Origin of the sequence: Streptomyces sp. NPDC051664 (assembly GCF_044453545.1) — a bacterium.
Classification (GTDB): domain Bacteria; phylum Actinomycetota; class Actinomycetes; order Streptomycetales; family Streptomycetaceae; genus Streptomyces.
Window position 1 is genome coordinate 216,986 of the sequence record NZ_JBITCU010000003.1, and the last position, 17,785, is coordinate 234,770.

A 17,785-nucleotide genomic window follows, 5' to 3' on the forward strand; every position below is an offset into this window, starting at 1 on the left:
TTTCCGGCAAGGCACGGCGTGACCGCGAACGTTTTTCCTCAAGCCCAGGTCAAAAACGAGACCCGGTCCACCTACCGGAGACCGAACCTCCGGCCGGAGGACCGGCCTTGTCACCCAGAGCGGTCGGATCAGAGCGCGGAGTCGAACGCCCCGGGATGGATCTGGTCCCGCGTCGCCCTGTACTGCTGCCGCACCGCCTGACCGACCGGCAGCTCCTCGCCCGGCTCCAGCACCTGCGCCGCCGCGCCCTGCCAGGCCGGGGGGGTGCGCGGATCGAGCGTCCCCTGCGAGACCCCCAGCGCCCAGGCCGCCTGCCGGGCCGCACCCAGCGCCGCGTACTCGGCCGGCTGCGGCACGACGACCTGCGTACCGAACAGCGCGGGCGCAAGCCCCTGCACGGCAGGCAGCTCGGCCGCCCCACCCAGCAGGAACACCCGCCGCACCTCGACCCCGCGGCCACGCAGCACATCGAGCGCGTCGGCCAGCGAGCACAGCATCCCCTCGAACGCCGCCCGCGCCAGATGCTCCGGCTTCATCGACTCCCGCCGCAGCCCGCTCAGCGTGCCCGCGGTGTGCGGCAGAAGCGGGGTGCGCTCGCCTTCCAGATACGGCAGCAGCACGAGCCCGGACGCGCCCGGCGTCGACTTCAGCGCCAGCGCGGACAGCTCCTCCAGACCCTCCAGGCCCAGCATCTCGGCCGTGCCCCGCAGCGTACGTACCGCATTGAGCGTGTACACGACCGGCAGATGCATCCCCGTGGCATCCGCGAACGACGTGATCATGCCGGACGGATCGGCCAGCGCCTCGTGGTGCACCGCCATCACCGAACCCGAGGCCCCCAGCGACACCACCGCGTCGCCGGGCCCGACCCCGAGCCCGAATGCCGCCGCCATCGTCTCGCCGGTCCCGGCCGAGATCAGCAGCCCTTCCGGCGTCGTCCCGGCCGCATCGGCGGGGCCGAGCACCTCCGGCAGCGCCGCCTGGTGACCGAGCGCGAGCTCCACCAGATCGGGCCGGTACGCACCGCTTTCCGCCGACCAGTACCCCGTCCCCGACGCGGCACCCCGGTCGGTGGTCCGCCGGTTCGGCCGGCCCAGCAACTGCCAGACCAGCCAGTCGTGCGGCTGCAGCACCGAAGCGACCCGCTGCGCCGCCTCCGGCTCGGTCCGCGCCAGCCACCGCAGCTTCGACACCGGTTGCGCGGCCTGCGGCACGGTCCCGACCGCCTGGGCCCAGGCCTGCCGCCCGCCGAGCCCGTCGATCAGATCGGCCGCGGCGACCTGTGCCCGCTTGTCGTTGCCGAGCAGCGCCGGACGTACGAGGTTGCCCTGCCGGTCCAGCGGCACCAGACCGTGCTGTTGCGCGGACACGCCGATGGCCTGGACGCCTTCGAGCAACCCGCCGGCGGCCGCCTCACCGAGTGAGAGCAGCCATACCTGCGGATCGGCCTCGGTGGCCTTCGCCTCGACGGGATGTGCGGCGTACCCCTGCCGGAGTACGGCACCTGTGTCCGCATCGCAGACGACGATGTGTGTGAAGGCCGAAGAACTGTCCAAGCCGGCGACTATGCCCATGATGAAGATTCTGCCGCACCGCCGGAGCTTTCCCGTACGGAAGGCGGACGGCCACCCCTGTCACGTATTGCTGGTGCCCCAGTCGTCCTCGACACGCTGGCCCTGGCTCCGCTCCCGCGCCGACCGCACCCGCTCGACCACCGAGGCGGGCACCTTGTCACCGACCTTGACGCTCACCGCGTGGTACGCCTTGCCGGCGAATTCGCGGCTGCTCTGTGCCGCGGACTCGGCGGTATTGCGCACGGCCGGGTTCTGGGCGATCTGACGTGCGGACTTCTTCAGCTGCTCGTAGCGCTCGCGTCCGGCCCGTGTGCCGATGACGTAACCGAGGGCCAGGCCGGCGATGAACGTGAGCCGGTACCGCATGGCTGCCACCCTTCTCCTGCTCCGTGCTTGCTGCGTATGTGCTCGGTGCGACGTGTGCTGCCCGCCTACCCGCCGGGGTCCGAGATCACCCGGGGCGATACCGATTGGCGGAGCACCCCCCTGCTTGCGCTAATGTATGTGTCGCAGCGAACGCGCGCCGCCCGGCAGCAGCCAGGCAGGTAGGGTTCGGTGCAAACGCAGCAATCCCCTGTAGCTCAATTGGCAGAGCAGCCGGCTGTTAACCGGCAGGTTACTGGTTCGAGTCCAGTCGGGGGAGCGCGATCCCCTGTAGCTCAATTGGCAGAGCATTCGGCTGTTAACCGGAGGGTTACTGGTTCGAGTCCAGTCGGGGGAGCGGAACGGAAGAGGACCCTTCGGGGTCCTTTTTCGCGTGCCGGGCCGGAGGGCGGTTCGACGGCCGGTACCGGACCCTTTCGTGTCTACTTCGCGCCGTCCGGAACCGGGCAGCGAGCAGCGCGGTCCTCATGGTCAGGCGAAGCCGACCATCCGGAGCGAGAGATCGTATGACCGGCTATGCTGCGGCAGACGGCGCGCACACATGTGCGCGCCACGCCGAAAAGGGGCGGTAGCTCAGCCGGTTAGAGCAGCGGACTCATAATCCGTCGGCCGTGGGTTCGAGTCCCACCCGCCCCACGCCCGAGTGGTGAAGCCCCCCACTCTTGACCTGGCGTTACGCAGAGACCCCCGTGTCGGCGGGGGTCTTTTCGTTTCCCTCGTGGTCTCTTGCTCGGCCAATGCTCGGCCGAAGTGCAAAAGGAAGCCAGCAGGCGCGCCGGGCGATTCACTCGCACAGGCGCCCGTATCGCCCTACACCAGGCAGAGGTCCAGGAGCGGGGGCAGCTTGATGGGGACGGTGCAGTCGTCAGGCTTCGTGGGCGGTGCCGCGGGCTCCTCGGTCGGCTGCTGCGTGGGAGGCGCCGCCGGCTCATCCGTCGGCTTCGATGTGCTCGGGGCCGACGGCGGCTTGGTGGGGGGCACGCCCGGGCCGGATGTCGCCGACTCGCCAGGGTCGGGGGCGGCTCCGGTGGGCTCGGCCTGGTCCTCGTCGCCGGCGCCCGGTGAACCGGTGGCTCCCGGCGCGGGCTCTTCCCCGGACAAGGGGCTGGCATCGTTGTCAGCAGTGGAGGCGCTCGTGCCGCGTCCCTCCTGCGCGGGTTCGTACGCTGCCCCGTCCCGGCCGTTCATGTCGTCGCCGTCGGAGTCGTCCGAGAGTGCGTCCGGGGCGGCACCCGGGGCGGCCTCCAGGGCGGAGCCCGGCACGGTGATGGACGGTACGGCCTCGGCCGGGCGTGTGCCCTCGCTGGACGTCAGGGCGAACGCGCTGGCGGCTGCGACAGCGACGGAGGCGACGGTCACGGTGGCGGTGGCCGTGCGGTGGTTCTTCCAGAGGGACCGGGCTCGTTCGCCGGTGAAGGCGATGAAGGCGGCAACGCCGCCGCCGATGTAGAGCGCGAGGTGCCGTTTACGGCGGGCCGGCTCCGGCGGCTCAGCCTCTCCGGCCTCTTCGGTGGCGTAGAGCATCGGTGCTGTGTTCGTGAGCGCGGCGATCTTCTGCGCGGCCATCTCCGCGCGTAGTTGGGTGATGACCGCGCGGTCCTTCTGTCGGGCCTTGTGGAGGAGGAATACCGCCATGCTGACGGCACCCAGGACTCCGGCCAGGACAAGGTCTGACACTTCTGCCCCTTAGACACGGAATTGTGATCTTGTGACGATCCTTGTGTGCCTGGGGCAACGGTTCTCTGCTCTTGTTGAATCTGTGATCTTTCCGTGATCTGAGCTACCCGGCGCGACGGCGCTGGTGTTCGGTTCCTCCCCCTTGAGGGGGAGCTGCCGGTCGCGTGTGGCCGAGTCGGCGGATCACCTCCTCCTGCTCCTCGGGGGTGAGGGCCGCCATGATCGCGGTCACGGCGTCGAGGGGTGGCGCGTACGGTCCCGCCGGCGACCTGGGTGCGGGGGGTGCTCCCAGCTCTTCCAGCTCTGCGGCGGCGTCCTCGCGTCCCGCGTTACGGAGTTCGTTCGAGGTGACGCCGACTACCTGTGCCATGCGGGCGAGCGTGTCGGCCGGTGCGCGCACGGCGACGTAGGAGCCACTGACGGACTGGTAGCCGCTGACGATCTGGCGCCAGCGGGCATCACTGAGGCCCGCCAGGCCGGCGGCCTTGCGGGCTGACATGCGGGCCTTCTTGAGGGCCGCTGCGATGAGCGCGGCCTCAAGTGGAGGGTCGGGTCGCGGACTCTCGTTCATGCCCAGAAGCTTCGCACGACTACGCGCTACTGCGCTAGGTGGCCCGGCGTGCGGCGCGTAAAGGCGCACGCCAGCGCGTAACTGCGCGAATATGCGGACTGCGCGCGTAGTAGTTGCACTACGCGCAACTACGCGCTAGCTTCGAATCATGAAACACCCGCCCAAGAGGCGCCGAAAAGGTGCCGCCTTGAACCATGCGCCGGAGGCCGTGACGTTCGCCCGTGAAAAAGCGGGCCTGACGAAGCGGGCCCTGGCCCAGACATGCGGATTCAGCGAGCAACTGCTCTGCGACATCGAGGCCGGTCGGCGCAACGCCACCCCGGAGAAGTTGCTCAGGCTCGCGACCGCACTCAACTGCCCCGTCGTGGTCCTTGAGGCGAAGCGCGTAACTGTCGCCGCCTCGACCGGCGGCCGGGCCGCCCGAGGGGGCGTACTCCCCAACTCTGCGCCCCCGCCCGCGACTTACGAGTCCGCCCCGGGGGATATCCGCGCCGCTTCGTGACGGCGGACGGGGCCGAACGGACCATGCCGGGTCCAGCCAGCCCCGCCAACCAGGCACCTCAACCACCAGTGAATTGAGGACCCTTGAAAACACATGCTAGCCCTCAGTCCTCAGCCGCTTCAGCGCTGAGCCAGCTCCTCGACGAGCACCCCGACATTGTGGGCCTGACCTGGTCCATCGACACCCTCGGAACCCTTTGCGGCGAGCAGAAGGGCATGGAGGGACGCGGCCGGATCATCGACGACTGCGCGCAGATCCTCGGCGGCACGCCCGTGCACGTCAGAGTCGATGGCGGCGGCTTCGTCGAGCTCGTGACCGTGTGGCGGGGCGTACCCGTCCAGGTCTGGGTGTCGTACTCCGCCCCAGCTCCCCGCCGCAAGCTCGGCACCATCCTCCCGGCGGCAGGCGCCCGATGAGCGACCTCGTCCTGGCGGCCATGATCGCGGCCGCCGTCCTGCTGCCCGCCTCGATCGTCGCTCACCGCACGGCGACCGCGCCGGTCGAAGAGCCCCACCAGGCAGACCACTGCCGCCAGTGCGCCGAGCTCGCCCGCGTGCCCCGGCCGCGCGGAGGTGACCAGTCGTGAAGTCCCGCAGCGTCTACCGGGCGACTCCCGACCACGCCGCCGCCACCGCCACGGCCCGCGAGGAACGCGGCCAGTGGGTGATGGCCTGCCTTTACCCCAGCAGCGCGAGCGCCAAGACCATCGCGCGCCGCGTCCCGATCGCGGAGATGATGCCCGCGTACGAACCGGCCGGTGCGTACGAGGCGTACGCCGCACAGCACACCGATGGCCACGCCCTGTGGGTGCGGTACGTCGTCGGTGACGAGCCGGTGCCCGTGCTGCCCGACCGCATGAGCGTCCGCATCCGCCACGACGGCGACGGCCCCGGATACTGCGGCGTCGGCATCATCACCGTGACCGTCTCGACCAGGTGCCCGCAGTGTGGTGGCCCCCGCGGCTTCGACACCGTCATCCCGCACCGCTTCCATCACGACGGGGACTGGTACGTCGCCGACCGGTGGGCAAACAAATGCGGCCACGTCGACATGTACGACGCGGTGTTGGCGGAGTCCCGGGAGGTGCTCCTCCCGCTCGTCGCGGCGCCCCTGCCGGTTCCCGCCCCTCCGGCCGAAGACAGCCCGGCTGGCCTGATCCTCACCGCGGCCAAGAAGTCGCGCGGCATGCACGCCCAGCAGGCCGCCCGGCTGCTCGACGTACACGGCCACATCGAGGAGGCCGAGCGCATCCGTGCCGAACTCCGTTCGCGGAACGGCCACATGTCGGCGAAGCAGGCTGCTGACCTCCTGCACGCCCTGTCGGGTCCCGTGGCCGAGGGCGGTGTCCAGTGATGGTCGCCATTCCCACCACGGCCGACACGGCACTCCTGCGCGTCGCCTCCTCCGAGAACCCCGACCGGTTCCTGCGGCTCGTGCACTTCCTCGAGGCGGTCGTCACCGACGGCACAGCCGACCTGGAGACCTCCGCCTGGAACACCGACGACCCGCTCCTTCTGGCTGCCCAGATCGAAGCCATGGCCGGTGTCCGCCGCAGGACAGCCCTGTCCCACCCCCCTCGCTGCCAGTGCGACGCCTGCCGCGTCCGCACTCGTCTCGCCAAGACCCGGAAGGACACCCTCGCGTGACCGTCACCATCACCGAGCGCGCCGAGGCCCCGGCCGCCGCCCTGGCCGATGCGCCGACCGCCCGCCTGCTGCTCCCCGCCGAGGTGTCCCGGGAGGAGTGGTTGGAGGTCCGACGTGCCGGTATCGGCGGTTCGGACGTCGCCGGAATCCTCGGCCTGGGCGGCAAGTACACCGGCCCCCGCCATGTCTTCGAGGAGAAGCACGGCCGCAGCACCTTCAAGGGCAACGAGGCCGCCGAGATCGGCACGGAGATCGAAGACTTTATTGCCCACATGTTCACGAAGCGGTCGGGTGTCGCGACCGCCGAGGCGCCCGGCACCCTCGTGCACGTCGACCGGCCGTGGCAGCGGGTGAATGTCGACCGCTACACGTTCGAGCGGCCGGGCCCGGCCTCTGGCCTGCTGGAATGCAAAAATCGCTCGGAGTACCAGGCGGAGCAGTGGGAGGACGGGGCTGTCCCCGACGCCCCCGCGATTCAGTGCCATTGGGGCATGGCTGTCGGCGGTTGGGACCACGGTTTCGTGGCCGCGCTCGTCGGCGGCAATAAGTTGCGCTGGTCGCGTCTGGAGCGCGACGAGGAGATGGTCGAGTACCTCGTCGACTACTGCGGGAAGTGGTTCCAGCGCCACGTGGTCGAGGGGTTCGAGCCCCCGGCTGACGGCCTGGAGGCGACCACCGACCTCTTGGCGAAGCTCTGGTCCGTGAAGGCCGAGACCATCGCCGAGATCGACGTGGCGAAGGCCAAGGAGCTCAGGGCCAGGCACGCCGACGTCAAGGCGCGCGAGAAGGCCATCAAAGAGGAACTGCGGCTCGTCGAGAACGAGATGAAGCTGCTCACCGCCGAGAACGAGATCGCCAAGGCCTGCGGCAAGCCGGCCTGGACGTGGAAGGGCAACGGCACCTTCGCGTCGAAGCAGTTCGCCGAGGCACACCCCGACCTGGTCGCGCAGTACACGCGCATGGTGCCCGCGCTTGACGTCGATCGGCTGAAGGACGAGCAGCCCGATACGTACGCCGCGTTTCGCGCCCGTCGCTTGATCGTCCCCGCGAAGGGAATCTGAACATGGCTCTGTCCACTCTGAAGGACCGCGTGCGCGCGGCCACCACCGACCAGCCGACCGCCGAGGCGACCGTGATCGGTCTCGCCGAGGACGCGAAGCCGTCGACGCCGGAGCAGCTGCACACGTCGGCGCAGTCCGAAGGCGGCGACATCGCCGACGTCGCACTGAACTGGCTGGAGCGGTACGGCAACGAGTTCACCCGGGCCCTGCCGTCGCACATCGACACCGGGGCGTTCCTGGCCGCTGTACGGGCCGCCCTGCCGGGCCTGGTCCGCTGCACCCCGGCGTCCCTGTTGCAGGCGCTCCTGACCTGCGCCCGGTTCGGTCTCATCCCGGACGGCCGTCACGCGGTCATCCGGCGTGAGGGCAAGCAGGCCGTGTTCGTGCCGATGGCTCAGGGCTACGTGGAGCTGATGTACCGCTCGGGCCGGGTCGGCTCGGTCCACGTCGGGATGATCCACGAAGGGGACGACTGGAACTACGAGCCGACCGCCCCGGCGCCCCTCGACTTCACCCATCGGCCGGCGCTGACGGTCGCCAAGAAGGACCGGGGCGAGCCGATCCTCGCGTACGCCTTCTGCTGGATGGCGTCCGGTGCCCGCTCGCAGGTCGTGATCCTGACGCGGGAGGACGCGGAGGAGATCCGCGACGAGTACAGCCAGGCGTACCAGCGGGCGCAGGAGTCCGGGGCGAACGACTCGTTCTGGCACACGGATTTCCCCGCCATGTGGAAGAAGTCAGCTCTGCGCCGCCTGCACAAGGTCGTCCCGATGTCGGCTGAGCTGGTCGCCCTGCTCAAGGCAGACGAGGCCGGGGAAGCCGGTCAGGTCCAGGTCGTGCACGCCCCGGTCGAGGAGATGCACCTCCTGGCCGACGCGGAGCGCGCTGCCGAGCACGCCGAGGCGTCCCAGGTCGACATCGTGAGGCCGCTGCCGGTGAAGCGGAGCACGGCACTGCGCGGCCGGTCCAAGCCGAAGAAGGACCGTGCCGCTGGACGTGCCGCCCGGAGGCGTGCCGCATGAGTTGGCACCGCCGCCCCTTGGTCGGCTTCGACGTGGAGACCTCCGGCATCGACCCGGAGACCTCCCGCATCGTGACCGGCTGCGTCGTCCGCTTCGGCGGCGGCCAGCCGAGCACGGCCCGGTCCTGGCTCTCCGACGCCGGAGGCGTCGAGATCCCGGCCGAGGCCACAGCAGTGCACGGCATCACAACCGGGCGCGCCCGCTCTGCGGGCCGCCCGGCCCCGGCCGTCATCGCGGAGATCACCGCGGCGCTCGCTGAGGCCGCTGACACCGGCCTGCCGATCGTCGCGATGAACGCCCAGTTCGACCTGACCCTGTTGGACCGGGAGGCCCGCCGGTACGGCATCCGTCCGCTGTTCGACCGGGCGGTGCCGTGTGTGATCGACCCGAGGGTTCTGGACAAGAAGGTCGACCGGTTCCGGCGCGGTAGCCGGACCTTGACGGACCTGTGCCGCCACTACGTGGTGCAGCTCGATGAGGCGCACACGGCGGAGGCCGACGCGGTCGCCGCCTGCGCGGTGACGTGGAAGCTCGCCAACCGGTACCAGTGGCTGAAGCGCCTCGACCTCGCCAACCTCCACGAACAGCAGGTGCATTGGGCGCGCGAGCAAGCCGAGGGGCTGCGGGACCACTTCGCCCGGACCGACGGCAAGCAGGAGCTGGCCGCGTCCGTCCGGCTGGACTGGCCTCTCGTCCCCGCGCCGAGAGCGGGTGCGTACCCGTGAGCGACGCGTACCTGATCGGTCTCGGCCTGACGGTGTGCAGTGCCGCGCTGGTGTCGGCAGCGGCCCACCTCATGTCCCCGACGGTCCGAATCTGGCGCAGTGCGCACCACGTGGTGCCCGCCCTGGCCCTGGCCGTTCCACCGGGGCCCCTGGACGACTTCCCCGACCCTGCGGACTTCGCCGAGCTCGACGAGCTGGGCGAAGTCGACGCCGTCGACTTCTACCTCTGCCCGAGTGAACAGCGCCACCGGCCGCACGCGATCCACGCGGACGGCTCCCGGACCTGCTGGCACTGCGGCCACAACACTCCTGGAGAACCAGTGACCCTGACCGAGTCGTTCGAGCCTGAGTACGTCCGCCCGGCACAGGCGGACTGCCCCAACTGCGGTTGCTGCACGGCCGCCCTGTGCGAGAGGGGCGCAACGGTCATCGTGGAGTGCTTCGGCCTCACCCACGAGGACACCCGCGACAACGTGCGCGGCTGCCCGTGCTCCTCGGAGACCACGCACGGCACGGCCTCGTGGCGGGCCGGGAAGCTGCGCGTCACCATGCACGCCACCAGCTCCCGCCCGCTCGAAGTGGACGTCGAAGCGGCACTGCGCGCGGTAGCGGCCGGCGTGGACATGGTCGAGCACAGCGAGCAGCTGGCCCCGCTGACGATGCGCCGGTACGTGGGATTCGTGGACAGCGTCCCGGCCCTCACGGAGCTGGGCGCCACGTACCTCGCCGCCCGGGACGAACCGCGGTTCACCACGCCCGTGGAGGTGGAGTCGGTCGACGTCAAGGCGCGCACGGCCCGCGTGATCGTCGTCGGGTGGAGCCTGACGGACGGGGTGACGGTGCTCCTGGACCAGCTCACCACCGCGACCAAGCTGAAGCCGGAGGAGCTGCCCGGCCGGTTCCTGGAGGCAAAGGCCAACTGCCGTACCAAGCATGCAGACGACATCGTGCTGACGGAAATCGAGCTCGCCCCGCCGCTGCCGTCGTCCTGGACGGCCAAGGACATCCCGCTGGTCGAGGACCGCGACGAGAACGAGGCTCTGGCGCCCAGCGTGGAGGCAGCCGATGTCTAGGGGCTGGACCATTGCGCGCGTGATCGCCGTCGACTTGGACGGCGCACGGATGGACTGCTTTGACGACGAGACGGCGCACGTGTGGGTGCGGGTGATCGCCTGGTCGCCGCGCCGTGCGTTCCTGACCGGCGCGCGCCCGTTCGTCGAGGCCGCCGGGAAACCGGCATCCGAACTGGTCGGTTCCGCGTTCCTCACGGAGCTGGACCTCTACAACCCGCCGGGGAACGAGGACACCAACGGGGAGCGGCTGGAGTGGCCGGGGCTCAAGCTGGCCCCGCCCTTCGACCTGGACCGGTTCCTCGGGCAGCAGGGGCGCGTGGACGGCGCCCCGGTGGGCGGTGAGGCGTGATGGAGACGTTCCCGCTGTTTGAGCCCGAGACCGTAAAGCCGCTTCCGACCGTGGTGGCCTTCGATCTGTCCCTGACCGCGTCCGGCATCTGCTATCGCGACGGCAGCACCACGACGGTCAAGACCCGCACGAGCGACGGCGACCGGCGCCTCCTCCAGATCGCGGACGCGGCACGCATGGCCGTCGGCGGTGAACACCTCGGTCTGGGGCCTGCCCCTGACCTGGTCGTGATGGAGGACATCCCGCAGAACAGCTTCGCGGCCAAGCCGATCAGCATGGTTCACGGCGTGGTCCGGGCCGTGCTGATCGAGGCCGGTGCCCCGTACGCCCTCGTGACGGCCGCGACGCTCAAGGCGTACGCGACCGGCAAGGGCAGCGGGGACAAGGTGCCGATGGCCATGGCCGCGTACAAGCGGGCCGGCCGGGAGTTCCTGGACGACAACCAGTGCGACGCTTGGTGGCTTTGGGTGGCCGGACTGGACCACCTCGGCATCTCGACCGTGGATCTCCCAAAGGCTCAGCGTGACCGGCTGGACAAGGTGAACTGGCCGGAGGTGACCCGGTGATCACTGCTGACGAGATCGCTGCAGCCCTGGACGGCGCCGAGGTGTCCAACCTTGCGGTCGCCCGGAAGCTGGGCGTCTCCCCGTCACGGGTGCGCCGCGTGCGTGCGAAGGAAGGCCTGCCCGCGTACCCGCGTGGCCGTCGCGGCTCGGGGGATTCGTGGGCGGAAGCGTTCGCCGCCCGCACGCTGGCCGTCGATGACGGGCACCTGGAGTGGACGGGCCCGCTGTCCGAGCACGGCACACCGGTGCTGCGCCTGGGGAGGGCGGCAGAGACCGTGTACCGGTACGCGTTCCGTGTCCACCACGGCCGGGACGCAGAGGGCAAGTCCGGCCCCGTGTGCGGCTTTCCCCGGTGTGTGGCCGGTGCCCATCTCGAGGACCGCGTCCTGCGGAAGGAACGGCTGGCGAAGGAGGAGCGCCCGCGCGTGCGGGGCCGGATGGACCCGCCGGCCGGTGCCACATGGCACCGGGATGTGGACCTCATCGCCGTGGAGCGGTTCATGAGCGGGGTGAACCCACTGCCGGAGCTGACCGAGGACGAGCAGCGCTACGCCGCGGTGCTGATGACCCAAGCAGGCGTGGGCGCCGAGGAGATCGCCTTGCGGCTCGGTGTCGCGGCCCGGACGGTCACCCGGTGGCGGCTCGACGCCGGGCTGAGTGATGAACGCCCCTGACCCCTTCCTCGTCGTCGCGGACGTGGTGATCACCGCCGTGATCACGGCGCACGTGTGGGGTCCGTGGTTCCTCGGACTGGCCGTAGTCGTCACGTGGTGGCGGCTGCGGCCCACCGGCCGTCACCGGGACGGCCGGACAAGGCGGACAACCGTCTGGACAGCTGTCCGGACACCTGCGGACACCGGGCTGGACCCGGCCGCGAACACTGCACTGACCTGCGCGGACACGTGTCCGGACGTGTCCACGGACACCTGTCCGGCGGTGTCCGGACGCGACGACGAAGGAGAGCACTGATGCCTCGTCCTAGCCGTTACTGGCCTGACAACCTGCCCCGCCCCGCGCACTGGGACCGTACGGCCGCGTGCCGCGACGCCGACCCGGCCGTGTTCTTTCCCGAGGGCGACGAGCTGACGGTCGCCCTCGTCACCCAGGCGGCAAAGGAGTACTGCCGCAGCTGCCCGGTTTCCACCCGGTGCCAGATCGATGCCCTGGAGCGCGCCGAGCCCTTCGGGGTGTGGGGCGGGCTGGACGAACGCGAGCGGCGCGCGATCCTGCGCTCCGCCCGGAAACGCACCCCTCCCCGTATGGAGTGGCCCAGGCCGGAGGAGGCAGCCGGTGCCCCCGCGTCGGCGAAAGCCGCGGCCTGACCCGCCGCCGACCGGGCTCCTCAACTGGGGGTCGCCCGATCACTGGTCGGCCCGCCAACTGCCATGCCGCTACTGCGGGGACCTGACGAATCTCCGCGACAGCCAGAGGAAGCCCGCGCACAAGGTGTGCGCCGAGGACGCCCTACGGCAACAGACGGCCGATGCCGCTGACGCCTACGAGAACGAACGACTGACGTGACACGAGAACGGAACCCCAGCAATGGCCATCAACCCGCGTGAGATCGCGATCCGCTTCGCCCCGCCGAAGATCGATGCCGATCGCATCGCGATAAAGGCCCGGATCTCCAAGGCGGCCGAGGAACTGGCCCTCCTCGTCAACGAGCTGGTGCCCGGCTCCCGTGAGGAGTCGCAGGCGATCGCGGCATGCGAAGACGCCGTGCAGTGGGCCCACGCCGGAATCGACCGCCGGTACGTCGCCGCCGGCGAGCGGAGGCCCGCCATGCCCGTCCTGCTGACCTCGAACGAGGGAGAGGCGGCGTGCCTGGCCGCGATGGCAGACGCCGACATTGCCGCCAGGCCGGAGCGTCTGTGATGGCGCTGAACCTGACCGGGCTCGGCCACGACGACGTCGCCGAGATCGTCGAATGCCTGCTCCTCGGCTCGGCCCACGCCGCACAAGACGCCCCGCGGCTGGCAGGCCGGCGCCGCGAGCTCGCCGACACGATCGGCGACGCCTTCGACGCACTGCCCACGGCCCAGACGCCCGGGCCGCACCACGGGGCCCCCACCGCCCCGTCCCAGGAAGGGATTTGAAGTTGAGCAGCAACACCCCCCGCCTCGCGACGAAGTACCGGCCCCGCCTCAAGGACAAGGAGCGCAGCAGGAAGCGGCGCGACCTCGCCGAGGCGTACCGGGCCGGCGCATCGATCCGGGCCCTGGCCACCTGGATGGACATGTCCTACGGCACCGCCCGCACCCTGCTGCTGGAAGCCAACGTGAAGCTGCGCGGGCGCGGCGGTGCCCGTGTGACCCCCAAGGCAGCCGACCAGTGAACGCCGATCTGTGCGAATGACCCCCCGTCCCGCAGCCTCGCCGCCCCGCCAAACCGGTAGGGGCGGCGAAGCCGTGTCACGAACACCCATGGAAGGAGGGGCAGATGCGCAGGACCTCCATCTGCACCGACTGCCGCCGCGAAGTGCTGTGGACGGTCACCGAGAGCGGGAAACGCCTCGCTGTCGACCCCGAACCCGACCCGGCGGGCAACGCTGCCGTGTACCGCGACGGCCTCGGCGCGCACCGCTCACGCCGCCCCTCGGAAGACCTGCCGCTCATGGGGTACGAACGCCTCTACGTCCCGCACGTCGCAACATGCCCCGGCCGACGCGGTACGCCTGCCCCGGCGCGGCCGGTGACTCTGCCGCCCGGGGTGTCCGACCTGGCCGCGTACCGGCTCAAGTCCCGGCGGCGGCCGTGACATGCCGAAGAGGCCGCCCCGGTCGGGGACGGCCTGCATTTCAGCTGGGATCAGGCGTTTTCGGTCCCCTGCACCGGGACGCGCGTCTCGCCGAGTGCCGTCATAGCGCGCTCGTAGAGGTCGTAGGGCACGATCACTGCCGCTTCCTTCCCGCGGTTGACCAGGATCGTCGGCTCCCCGGCGAAGCGGGCACGCGAGATCACCTCGCCGAGGACGTTCCTCGCCTCGGCGATCTTCGCTCGGTGCTCCCTGCGGCTTGTGCTCATGCGCGAAGCGTACATCATGCCTGTCATGCCTTATTTAGCTAAGAGAGGCATCTTAGCTATGATGGTGATCGTCAAGGGGCGGTCGCCATCGGCATCAGGCCCGGTCAACGGCTATGTCCGCATTCGGCGAGGAGAACGTGATGGGCGAGGAACGCAAGACGATGACGACGCGGGACCTCGGCGCGTCTGTGCCCGTCCATCTGCCCGCGCGCCGATTCGACCCCGTGGGTGACTGGCGTCAGGTGCTCACCGCTGCAGAGCGCGGATCGGGCACAGGCGGCCTGTACCGCTTCTACGACGGCCGCCGGGGACTGCTGTATGTCGGGATCACGCGATCGTTCGTGACCCGCTGGCGGGCGCACCGGAGTACGCGCTGGTGGGTGGAGGCCCGATACGTCGCGCTGTCCCTCTATCCGGAGGGGTGCCACACAACGGTGGAAGACGCCGAGCGTGCGTCGGTGTGCTGGGAACAACCGTTGTTCAATGTCCAGCTTCGCGAACTCACGGCGCTCGACTGGGCGCGGAAGGTACCGCCGTCCCCGTTCGGCGTGACGGTTCGCCAGAGGGAAGAGGCCTGCGGCTACTCCTGGCCGGACGGTCTCACGCTCGAAGACATGGAGCGCGCGGGTAACAGTCGCTCCATCTGGTATCGCGCCTGGGAAACGCAGCGCGGCGCGCCGAGCTGGGCCGACGTGGATGACCTCTCGTACCAGCTGAGCCGCGCCCTCCGGGCCGGCCACACGCGCCCGGTGCTGGAACTGGCCGCCGAGCTCGCCGGGGCGTCCGGGACATCCGACCTCGACCCATACGCCCGCGGTCTGTAGGGCCATGGCGCTGCCGTGACCCAGCCTCCCGCGCCCGCTGGGGTGCCCTACCTCTACCCGACGTACGACCGAGAAGAGAAGCCGTGAGCTACGAGTCGGAGGATCCGGGACGCAATTCCGGATGCCCGCCGCACGAGTTCGGCAACAACCTCGCCTGGCACTGGACGAGGGACATGTCGACGCCCCTCAAGGGCGGCTTCCTGACCTTGCTGTACGCGATGCGGGCAATCGCGTCTGCGAGCGGACAACTGCGGTTCTCCGGGGACGGGAAGCCGATCCGTATCCAAGACATCGCCAAAGCCGCTGGGTGCCGGGAGAAGGACGCACGGAGGTTCCTCGAGGCCGCCATCCTCGCCGGCGTCGTGCAGACCATCGGGGAGCGGCGCCGGGGTAAGCCGACGCTGTACGCCCTCCTGAACAGCCCGTGTCCGAACTGGGCCGCGGCTGCCGACTACCTCAAGTCGACTGCCCGGCCTCGTAAGGCGGAGGACGCCAACGAGAGTTCGGGCCGCAGCGGCCCGAACTCCACCGGCATCGAGGGTTCGGGCCACAGCGGCCCGAACTCGGATGACGAAGTTCGGGCCGCAGAGGCCCGAACCGAGCCGGAGGGCAATCGGGCCACAGCGGCCCGTATGGGTTCGGGCCACAGCGGCCCGATTGGTTCGGGCCACAGCGGCCCGAACAACCCAGGTAGTACCCAGGAACTACCCCAAGAGATGGCTGATGTAGTACCTCAACCACAGCAGCGCGTGGGGGAGCGAGACGAAGGCGAATTTCCCCAGCGGCAGGACGAGCACGGGACCGCTGCGCGGCCCGACGGCGAGGACGCCCCGGTCGGCGCCCGTCGCTGCCGCTGCGGTGGGGGCCGGATCGTGCGGCCTGACCGGGACGTCTGCGGCGGCTGCGTGAAGAAGGCCAAGGCCGCAGAAGCCGCGCGGAAGCCCGTTCAGGGCGCGTTCCTGGTCTCCCTGGCCGGTGGGGGTCAGGTGGTCCCACAGGCTCGCCGCGAGCCTGCCCCGTGGCCGAAGGAGGACCTGGCGGCCCCGCTGCTGGTCTGCGGCTGTGGGCGTGAGCACCGGCTGCGTGACTCCGACCGCTGCCCGGCCTGCGTGGTCGCCGCCGACGAGCAGCGGATCGAACTGGAAGCGGTGAGCAACGGATGAACCCGGACTTCCTGCCCCCTTTGCAGGCCGCCTTGCGGGCGTTGGGCGAGTTCGCCGCCCGGCACGACGTGAGCGACTCGACGCTCACGGAGATCGCCACCGAGCTGGACCGTGCCCGGGCGCTGGTCGCCTCGGCCCGGGGCAACGCGAGGGCGAACCACTGCCTGCGGCATCCGGGCGGGCCGGTCGACCCGACGGTGCCGAACGGTTGCCAGCTGTGCGGCACCGGCCAGCGGCGGCCGGCCCGCCCGGTGCCTGAAGGCGTCCGGCCCGTTGAGGTGTTGCGGTTCCTCGAGGTGCACGGCCAGGACGTGGCCACCGACCGGTACGGCGCGCAGGCCGTGACCCGTGCGCTGGCTCTCGGCGACCGCCACCCCTCCACCCAGCGGCCCGGCATTCCGGACTTGCCGCACGACGACACGGAGATCTGATGACCCTCGTTACCTGCGACCCGGACACCGGCTTGCGCCGTGGCCCGGTCCGCTTCCCCGACGGGAACCCGCCGCCGCCGTTCGGTTGCCGCAAGTGCGGCATGGAGGCGGATCACCACTACGCCGACGTTCACCGCTGGGAGCGGCCGACCGACGCCCAGATCCTTGCCCGCATGAAGGCCCGCCGCGTTGCGCGTGCCAAGGAGAAGCGCATGGCCCGGATCTACGTCACGTTCTGCGCGGCGGCCGGCCTGTTCGACAGGCCCGAGCGGAAGAGGTCGGCCCGATGACGACGAACCTGGACACCGTTGGCGAGGTGCGGGATTTCCTGCGGCTGTGCCTGAACCCCGGCCCGCGCCGGACCGGGCGCACCGTCGCGCAACTCGCGAAGGTCATGCCGGACTGGCTCGCCGAACGGCTGACCGCGCACGCCCCGCACCTCACCGAACTCCGTGAGGCAGCGGTCCGCGCGGAGGCCGAAGCCGCCCGGGCGCGCAAGGCCTACGCCGACGCCCTCGGCGCCTGGATCACCGAGGAGACGACCCAGTGAACGTCGTCGCCCGGGCCCTGTCCTTCGTTCACGGCGTCACGTGCGTGTTCCTCGCGTACGCCGCCACCGTGTCTCTGGAACAGGGTTCCTGGTCCTTTGCCGCATCGTTCTTCGGCGCGGCTGTCCTCTCCGGGGTCGCCGGGTGTCTCGGATACGCCCCCGAGACCCGAACGATGCACACAGACCTCAGTGTTGGCCTCCCGACCGACGAACTGGCGGCGTTTGCCCGCACATGCACGTGCGATCGCTGGTGGACCTCCTTCGGCACCGACCACGACGTGTGGTGCCCCAACCAGACCTGGAGCAGCAGCACATGACCACCCACACTCCGCCCGACCCCCGGCCCGTGCGTGACTCCGAGCTGCGCCGCCTCCTGGCCGCCGTCGTCGACACCGACCGGGGCGAGTCGCCGTTCGGCTGGTCCGAGCTGCAGCCTGCCCGCCCCCAGGACACCGCGACGAGTTGCCCGCAGTGACCAGACACCCGTGCGGCGATCCCCGCCGGTGGACGAGGTACCCGCGGTCGCCGTGGCAGTCGTGAGCGCCCTCACTGGCTACGGCTGGCTCCTCAACCAGGCATGGCACAAGGGGTGGATCGGGATCGCCGCTGAGATCGCGGCCGGTCGGTGAGAAGGGGTGGTGTTC

30 protein-coding genes and 3 tRNA genes are annotated in these 17,785 nt (G+C 70.4%); 28 read left to right on the forward strand and 5 right to left on the reverse strand.

The genetic code is table 11. The annotated features are described in order from the left end of the window. Positions 1 to 128: 128 nt before the first annotated feature. Positions 129 to 1,574 carry an FGGY family carbohydrate kinase gene (locus ACIA8E_RS07065; RefSeq protein WP_399295368.1) on the reverse strand — a complete coding sequence of 482 codons (1,446 nt, stop codon included), beginning with the start codon at positions 1,572 to 1,574 and terminating at the stop codon, positions 129 to 131. A gap of 60 nt (positions 1,575 to 1,634) precedes the next feature. Next, positions 1,635 to 1,940, reverse strand: coding sequence for a YtxH domain-containing protein (locus ACIA8E_RS07070; RefSeq protein ID WP_399296027.1), 306 nt, complete (start codon positions 1,938 to 1,940; stop codon positions 1,635 to 1,637). A gap of 204 nt (positions 1,941 to 2,144) precedes the next feature. Here ACIA8E_RS07070 and ACIA8E_RS07075 point away from each other — a divergent pair. From ACIA8E_RS07075 to ACIA8E_RS07085, 3 genes are all read left to right on the forward strand, one after another. Further along, positions 2,145 to 2,217, forward strand: a tRNA-Asn gene (locus ACIA8E_RS07075). 5 nt (positions 2,218 to 2,222) lie between these two features. Then, positions 2,223 to 2,295: transfer RNA gene (locus ACIA8E_RS07080), tRNA-Asn, on the forward strand. A gap of 225 nt (positions 2,296 to 2,520) precedes the next feature. Next, a tRNA-Ile gene (locus tag ACIA8E_RS07085) sits at positions 2,521 to 2,594 on the forward strand. Positions 2,595 to 2,768: 174 nt separating this feature from the next. Here ACIA8E_RS07085 and ACIA8E_RS07090 read toward each other — a convergent pair. Together ACIA8E_RS07090 and ACIA8E_RS07095 are read right to left on the reverse strand one after the other, a co-directional pair. After that, positions 2,769 to 3,635, reverse strand: a complete 867-nt coding sequence (locus ACIA8E_RS07090; protein ID WP_399295370.1) for a hypothetical protein — start codon at positions 3,633 to 3,635, stop codon at positions 2,769 to 2,771. A 103-nt stretch (positions 3,636 to 3,738) separates the two neighbouring features. After that, positions 3,739 to 4,206, reverse strand: coding sequence for a hypothetical protein (locus ACIA8E_RS07095; protein WP_399295372.1), 468 nt, complete (start codon positions 4,204 to 4,206; stop codon positions 3,739 to 3,741). 187 nt (positions 4,207 to 4,393) lie between these two features. Between ACIA8E_RS07095 and ACIA8E_RS07100 the strand changes: the two genes are divergently transcribed. The 18 genes from ACIA8E_RS07100 to ACIA8E_RS07185 all read left to right on the forward strand — a co-directional run bounded on the left by ACIA8E_RS07100 (position 4,394) and on the right by ACIA8E_RS07185 (position 13,907). After that, positions 4,394 to 4,708, forward strand: coding sequence for a helix-turn-helix domain-containing protein (locus ACIA8E_RS07100; RefSeq protein ID WP_399295374.1), 315 nt, complete (start codon positions 4,394 to 4,396; stop codon positions 4,706 to 4,708). A gap of 158 nt (positions 4,709 to 4,866) precedes the next feature. Then, on the forward strand, positions 4,867 to 5,124 hold the full coding sequence (locus ACIA8E_RS07105) for a hypothetical protein (protein WP_399295376.1): 258 nt from the start codon (positions 4,867 to 4,869) through the stop codon (positions 5,122 to 5,124). Continuing rightward, positions 5,121 to 5,294 carry a hypothetical protein gene (locus ACIA8E_RS07110; RefSeq protein WP_399295378.1) on the forward strand — a complete coding sequence of 58 codons (174 nt, stop codon included), beginning with the start codon at positions 5,121 to 5,123 and terminating at the stop codon, positions 5,292 to 5,294. Before ACIA8E_RS07105 ends, ACIA8E_RS07110 begins: the two co-directional genes overlap by 4 nt. Further along, positions 5,291 to 6,061, forward strand: a complete 771-nt coding sequence (locus ACIA8E_RS07115) for a hypothetical protein (protein ID WP_399295380.1) — start codon at positions 5,291 to 5,293, stop codon at positions 6,059 to 6,061. The genes ACIA8E_RS07110 and ACIA8E_RS07115 overlap by 4 nt, the downstream gene beginning before the upstream one ends. Continuing rightward, entirely contained in the window at positions 6,061 to 6,354 is a 294-nt protein-coding gene (locus ACIA8E_RS07120; protein WP_399295381.1) for a hypothetical protein, read from the forward strand. Before ACIA8E_RS07115 ends, ACIA8E_RS07120 begins: the two co-directional genes overlap by 1 nt. Then, on the forward strand, positions 6,351 to 7,415 hold the full coding sequence (locus ACIA8E_RS07125; RefSeq protein WP_399295383.1) for a YqaJ viral recombinase family protein: 1,065 nt from the start codon (positions 6,351 to 6,353) through the stop codon (positions 7,413 to 7,415). The genes ACIA8E_RS07120 and ACIA8E_RS07125 overlap by 4 nt, the downstream gene beginning before the upstream one ends. Positions 7,416 to 7,417: 2 nt before the next feature. Further along, positions 7,418 to 8,437 carry a recombinase RecT gene (locus ACIA8E_RS07130; protein ID WP_399295385.1) on the forward strand — a complete coding sequence of 340 codons (1,020 nt, stop codon included), beginning with the start codon at positions 7,418 to 7,420 and terminating at the stop codon, positions 8,435 to 8,437. Beyond that, positions 8,434 to 9,162, forward strand: a complete 729-nt coding sequence (locus tag ACIA8E_RS07135; RefSeq protein ID WP_399295387.1) for an exonuclease domain-containing protein — start codon at positions 8,434 to 8,436, stop codon at positions 9,160 to 9,162. Before ACIA8E_RS07130 ends, ACIA8E_RS07135 begins: the two co-directional genes overlap by 4 nt. After that, positions 9,159 to 10,235, forward strand: a complete 1,077-nt coding sequence (locus ACIA8E_RS07140) for a hypothetical protein (protein WP_399295389.1) — start codon at positions 9,159 to 9,161, stop codon at positions 10,233 to 10,235. The genes ACIA8E_RS07135 and ACIA8E_RS07140 overlap by 4 nt, the downstream gene beginning before the upstream one ends. Before the next feature lie 19 nt (positions 10,236 to 10,254). Next, positions 10,255 to 10,584, forward strand: coding sequence for a hypothetical protein (locus ACIA8E_RS07145; RefSeq protein WP_399295391.1), 330 nt, complete (start codon positions 10,255 to 10,257; stop codon positions 10,582 to 10,584). Next, positions 10,584 to 11,150, forward strand: a complete 567-nt coding sequence (locus ACIA8E_RS07150; protein WP_399295393.1) for a Holliday junction endonuclease — start codon at positions 10,584 to 10,586, stop codon at positions 11,148 to 11,150. Before ACIA8E_RS07145 ends, ACIA8E_RS07150 begins: the two co-directional genes overlap by 1 nt. Then, a complete protein-coding gene (locus ACIA8E_RS07155; protein ID WP_399295395.1) occupies positions 11,147 to 11,824 on the forward strand; it encodes a hypothetical protein in 678 nt (225 codons plus the stop codon). Before ACIA8E_RS07150 ends, ACIA8E_RS07155 begins: the two co-directional genes overlap by 4 nt. Then, positions 11,811 to 12,119 carry a hypothetical protein gene (locus ACIA8E_RS07160; RefSeq protein WP_399295397.1) on the forward strand — a complete coding sequence of 103 codons (309 nt, stop codon included), beginning with the start codon at positions 11,811 to 11,813 and terminating at the stop codon, positions 12,117 to 12,119. Before ACIA8E_RS07155 ends, ACIA8E_RS07160 begins: the two co-directional genes overlap by 14 nt. Then, complete coding sequence (locus ACIA8E_RS07165) at positions 12,119 to 12,472, forward strand: WhiB family transcriptional regulator (protein ID WP_399295398.1); 354 nt, start codon at positions 12,119 to 12,121, stop codon at positions 12,470 to 12,472. Before ACIA8E_RS07160 ends, ACIA8E_RS07165 begins: the two co-directional genes overlap by 1 nt. 220 nt (positions 12,473 to 12,692) lie before the next feature. Continuing rightward, on the forward strand, positions 12,693 to 13,025 hold the full coding sequence (locus tag ACIA8E_RS07170) for a hypothetical protein (RefSeq protein ID WP_399295400.1): 333 nt from the start codon (positions 12,693 to 12,695) through the stop codon (positions 13,023 to 13,025). Next, positions 13,025 to 13,246, forward strand: coding sequence for a hypothetical protein (locus tag ACIA8E_RS07175; RefSeq protein WP_399295402.1), 222 nt, complete (start codon positions 13,025 to 13,027; stop codon positions 13,244 to 13,246). Before ACIA8E_RS07170 ends, ACIA8E_RS07175 begins: the two co-directional genes overlap by 1 nt. Positions 13,247 to 13,248: 2 nt before the next feature. Next, positions 13,249 to 13,485, forward strand: coding sequence for a helix-turn-helix domain-containing protein (locus tag ACIA8E_RS07180; protein WP_399295404.1), 237 nt, complete (start codon positions 13,249 to 13,251; stop codon positions 13,483 to 13,485). Positions 13,486 to 13,589: 104 nt separating this feature from the next. Beyond that, entirely contained in the window at positions 13,590 to 13,907 is a 318-nt protein-coding gene (locus ACIA8E_RS07185) for a hypothetical protein (RefSeq protein WP_399295406.1), read from the forward strand. 50 nt (positions 13,908 to 13,957) lie between these two features. Here the strand turns inward: ACIA8E_RS07185 and ACIA8E_RS07190 are convergent, their stop codons facing one another. Beyond that, positions 13,958 to 14,173 carry a type II toxin-antitoxin system prevent-host-death family antitoxin gene (locus tag ACIA8E_RS07190; protein ID WP_399295408.1) on the reverse strand — a complete coding sequence of 72 codons (216 nt, stop codon included), beginning with the start codon at positions 14,171 to 14,173 and terminating at the stop codon, positions 13,958 to 13,960. A gap of 113 nt (positions 14,174 to 14,286) precedes the next feature. Between ACIA8E_RS07190 and ACIA8E_RS07195 the strand changes: the two genes are divergently transcribed. The 7 genes from ACIA8E_RS07195 (at position 14,287) to ACIA8E_RS07225 (ending at position 17,616) form a co-directional block, all read left to right on the forward strand. Further along, positions 14,287 to 14,997 carry a GIY-YIG nuclease family protein gene (locus ACIA8E_RS07195; RefSeq protein ID WP_399295410.1) on the forward strand — a complete coding sequence of 237 codons (711 nt, stop codon included), beginning with the start codon at positions 14,287 to 14,289 and terminating at the stop codon, positions 14,995 to 14,997. Positions 14,998 to 15,080: 83 nt separating this feature from the next. Beyond that, a complete protein-coding gene (locus ACIA8E_RS07200; RefSeq protein ID WP_399295412.1) occupies positions 15,081 to 16,160 on the forward strand; it encodes a hypothetical protein in 1,080 nt (359 codons plus the stop codon). Next, positions 16,157 to 16,591 carry a hypothetical protein gene (locus tag ACIA8E_RS07205; RefSeq protein ID WP_399295414.1) on the forward strand — a complete coding sequence of 145 codons (435 nt, stop codon included), beginning with the start codon at positions 16,157 to 16,159 and terminating at the stop codon, positions 16,589 to 16,591. The genes ACIA8E_RS07200 and ACIA8E_RS07205 overlap by 4 nt, the downstream gene beginning before the upstream one ends. After that, a complete protein-coding gene (locus ACIA8E_RS07210; protein WP_399295416.1) occupies positions 16,591 to 16,881 on the forward strand; it encodes a hypothetical protein in 291 nt (96 codons plus the stop codon). The genes ACIA8E_RS07205 and ACIA8E_RS07210 overlap by 1 nt, the downstream gene beginning before the upstream one ends. Then, positions 16,878 to 17,141, forward strand: a complete 264-nt coding sequence (locus ACIA8E_RS07215; protein ID WP_399295418.1) for a hypothetical protein — start codon at positions 16,878 to 16,880, stop codon at positions 17,139 to 17,141. Before ACIA8E_RS07210 ends, ACIA8E_RS07215 begins: the two co-directional genes overlap by 4 nt. Beyond that, complete coding sequence (locus ACIA8E_RS07220; RefSeq protein WP_399295420.1) at positions 17,138 to 17,458, forward strand: hypothetical protein; 321 nt, start codon at positions 17,138 to 17,140, stop codon at positions 17,456 to 17,458. Before ACIA8E_RS07215 ends, ACIA8E_RS07220 begins: the two co-directional genes overlap by 4 nt. After that, positions 17,455 to 17,616 (forward strand): hypothetical protein, encoded by a 162-nt coding sequence (locus ACIA8E_RS07225; RefSeq protein WP_399295422.1) that lies wholly within the window; start codon positions 17,455 to 17,457, stop codon positions 17,614 to 17,616. The genes ACIA8E_RS07220 and ACIA8E_RS07225 overlap by 4 nt, the downstream gene beginning before the upstream one ends. Positions 17,617 to 17,785: the final 169 nt, after the last annotated feature.

Excerpts from the sequence above, each read along its gene's own strand:
- ACIA8E_RS07065 (WP_399295368.1), bottom strand. The coding sequence starts at position 1,574 with ATGGGCATAGTCGCCGGCTTGGACAGTTCTTCGGCCTTCACACACATC.
- ACIA8E_RS07070 (WP_399296027.1), bottom strand. The coding sequence starts at position 1,940 with ATGCGGTACCGGCTCACGTTCATCGCCGGCCTGGCCCTCGGTTACGTC.
- ACIA8E_RS07095 (WP_399295372.1), bottom strand. The coding sequence starts at position 4,206 with ATGAACGAGAGTCCGCGACCCGACCCTCCACTTGAGGCCGCGCTCATC.
- ACIA8E_RS07110 (WP_399295378.1), top strand. The coding sequence starts at position 5,121 with ATGAGCGACCTCGTCCTGGCGGCCATGATCGCGGCCGCCGTCCTGCTG.
- ACIA8E_RS07120 (WP_399295381.1), top strand. The coding sequence starts at position 6,061 with ATGGTCGCCATTCCCACCACGGCCGACACGGCACTCCTGCGCGTCGCC.
- ACIA8E_RS07130 (WP_399295385.1), top strand. The coding sequence starts at position 7,418 with ATGGCTCTGTCCACTCTGAAGGACCGCGTGCGCGCGGCCACCACCGAC.
- ACIA8E_RS07135 (WP_399295387.1), top strand. The coding sequence starts at position 8,434 with ATGAGTTGGCACCGCCGCCCCTTGGTCGGCTTCGACGTGGAGACCTCC.
- ACIA8E_RS07150 (WP_399295393.1), top strand. The coding sequence starts at position 10,584 with ATGGAGACGTTCCCGCTGTTTGAGCCCGAGACCGTAAAGCCGCTTCCG.
- ACIA8E_RS07160 (WP_399295397.1), top strand. The coding sequence starts at position 11,811 with ATGAACGCCCCTGACCCCTTCCTCGTCGTCGCGGACGTGGTGATCACC.
- ACIA8E_RS07165 (WP_399295398.1), top strand. The coding sequence starts at position 12,119 with ATGCCTCGTCCTAGCCGTTACTGGCCTGACAACCTGCCCCGCCCCGCG.
- ACIA8E_RS07170 (WP_399295400.1), top strand. The coding sequence starts at position 12,693 with ATGGCCATCAACCCGCGTGAGATCGCGATCCGCTTCGCCCCGCCGAAG.
- ACIA8E_RS07175 (WP_399295402.1), top strand. The coding sequence starts at position 13,025 with ATGGCGCTGAACCTGACCGGGCTCGGCCACGACGACGTCGCCGAGATC.
- ACIA8E_RS07185 (WP_399295406.1), top strand. The coding sequence starts at position 13,590 with ATGCGCAGGACCTCCATCTGCACCGACTGCCGCCGCGAAGTGCTGTGG.
- ACIA8E_RS07190 (WP_399295408.1), bottom strand. The coding sequence starts at position 14,173 with ATGAGCACAAGCCGCAGGGAGCACCGAGCGAAGATCGCCGAGGCGAGG.
- ACIA8E_RS07195 (WP_399295410.1), top strand. The coding sequence starts at position 14,287 with ATGTCCGCATTCGGCGAGGAGAACGTGATGGGCGAGGAACGCAAGACG.
- ACIA8E_RS07205 (WP_399295414.1), top strand. The coding sequence starts at position 16,157 with ATGAACCCGGACTTCCTGCCCCCTTTGCAGGCCGCCTTGCGGGCGTTG.
- ACIA8E_RS07210 (WP_399295416.1), top strand. The coding sequence starts at position 16,591 with ATGACCCTCGTTACCTGCGACCCGGACACCGGCTTGCGCCGTGGCCCG.
- ACIA8E_RS07215 (WP_399295418.1), top strand. The coding sequence starts at position 16,878 with ATGACGACGAACCTGGACACCGTTGGCGAGGTGCGGGATTTCCTGCGG.
- ACIA8E_RS07225 (WP_399295422.1), top strand. The coding sequence starts at position 17,455 with ATGACCACCCACACTCCGCCCGACCCCCGGCCCGTGCGTGACTCCGAG.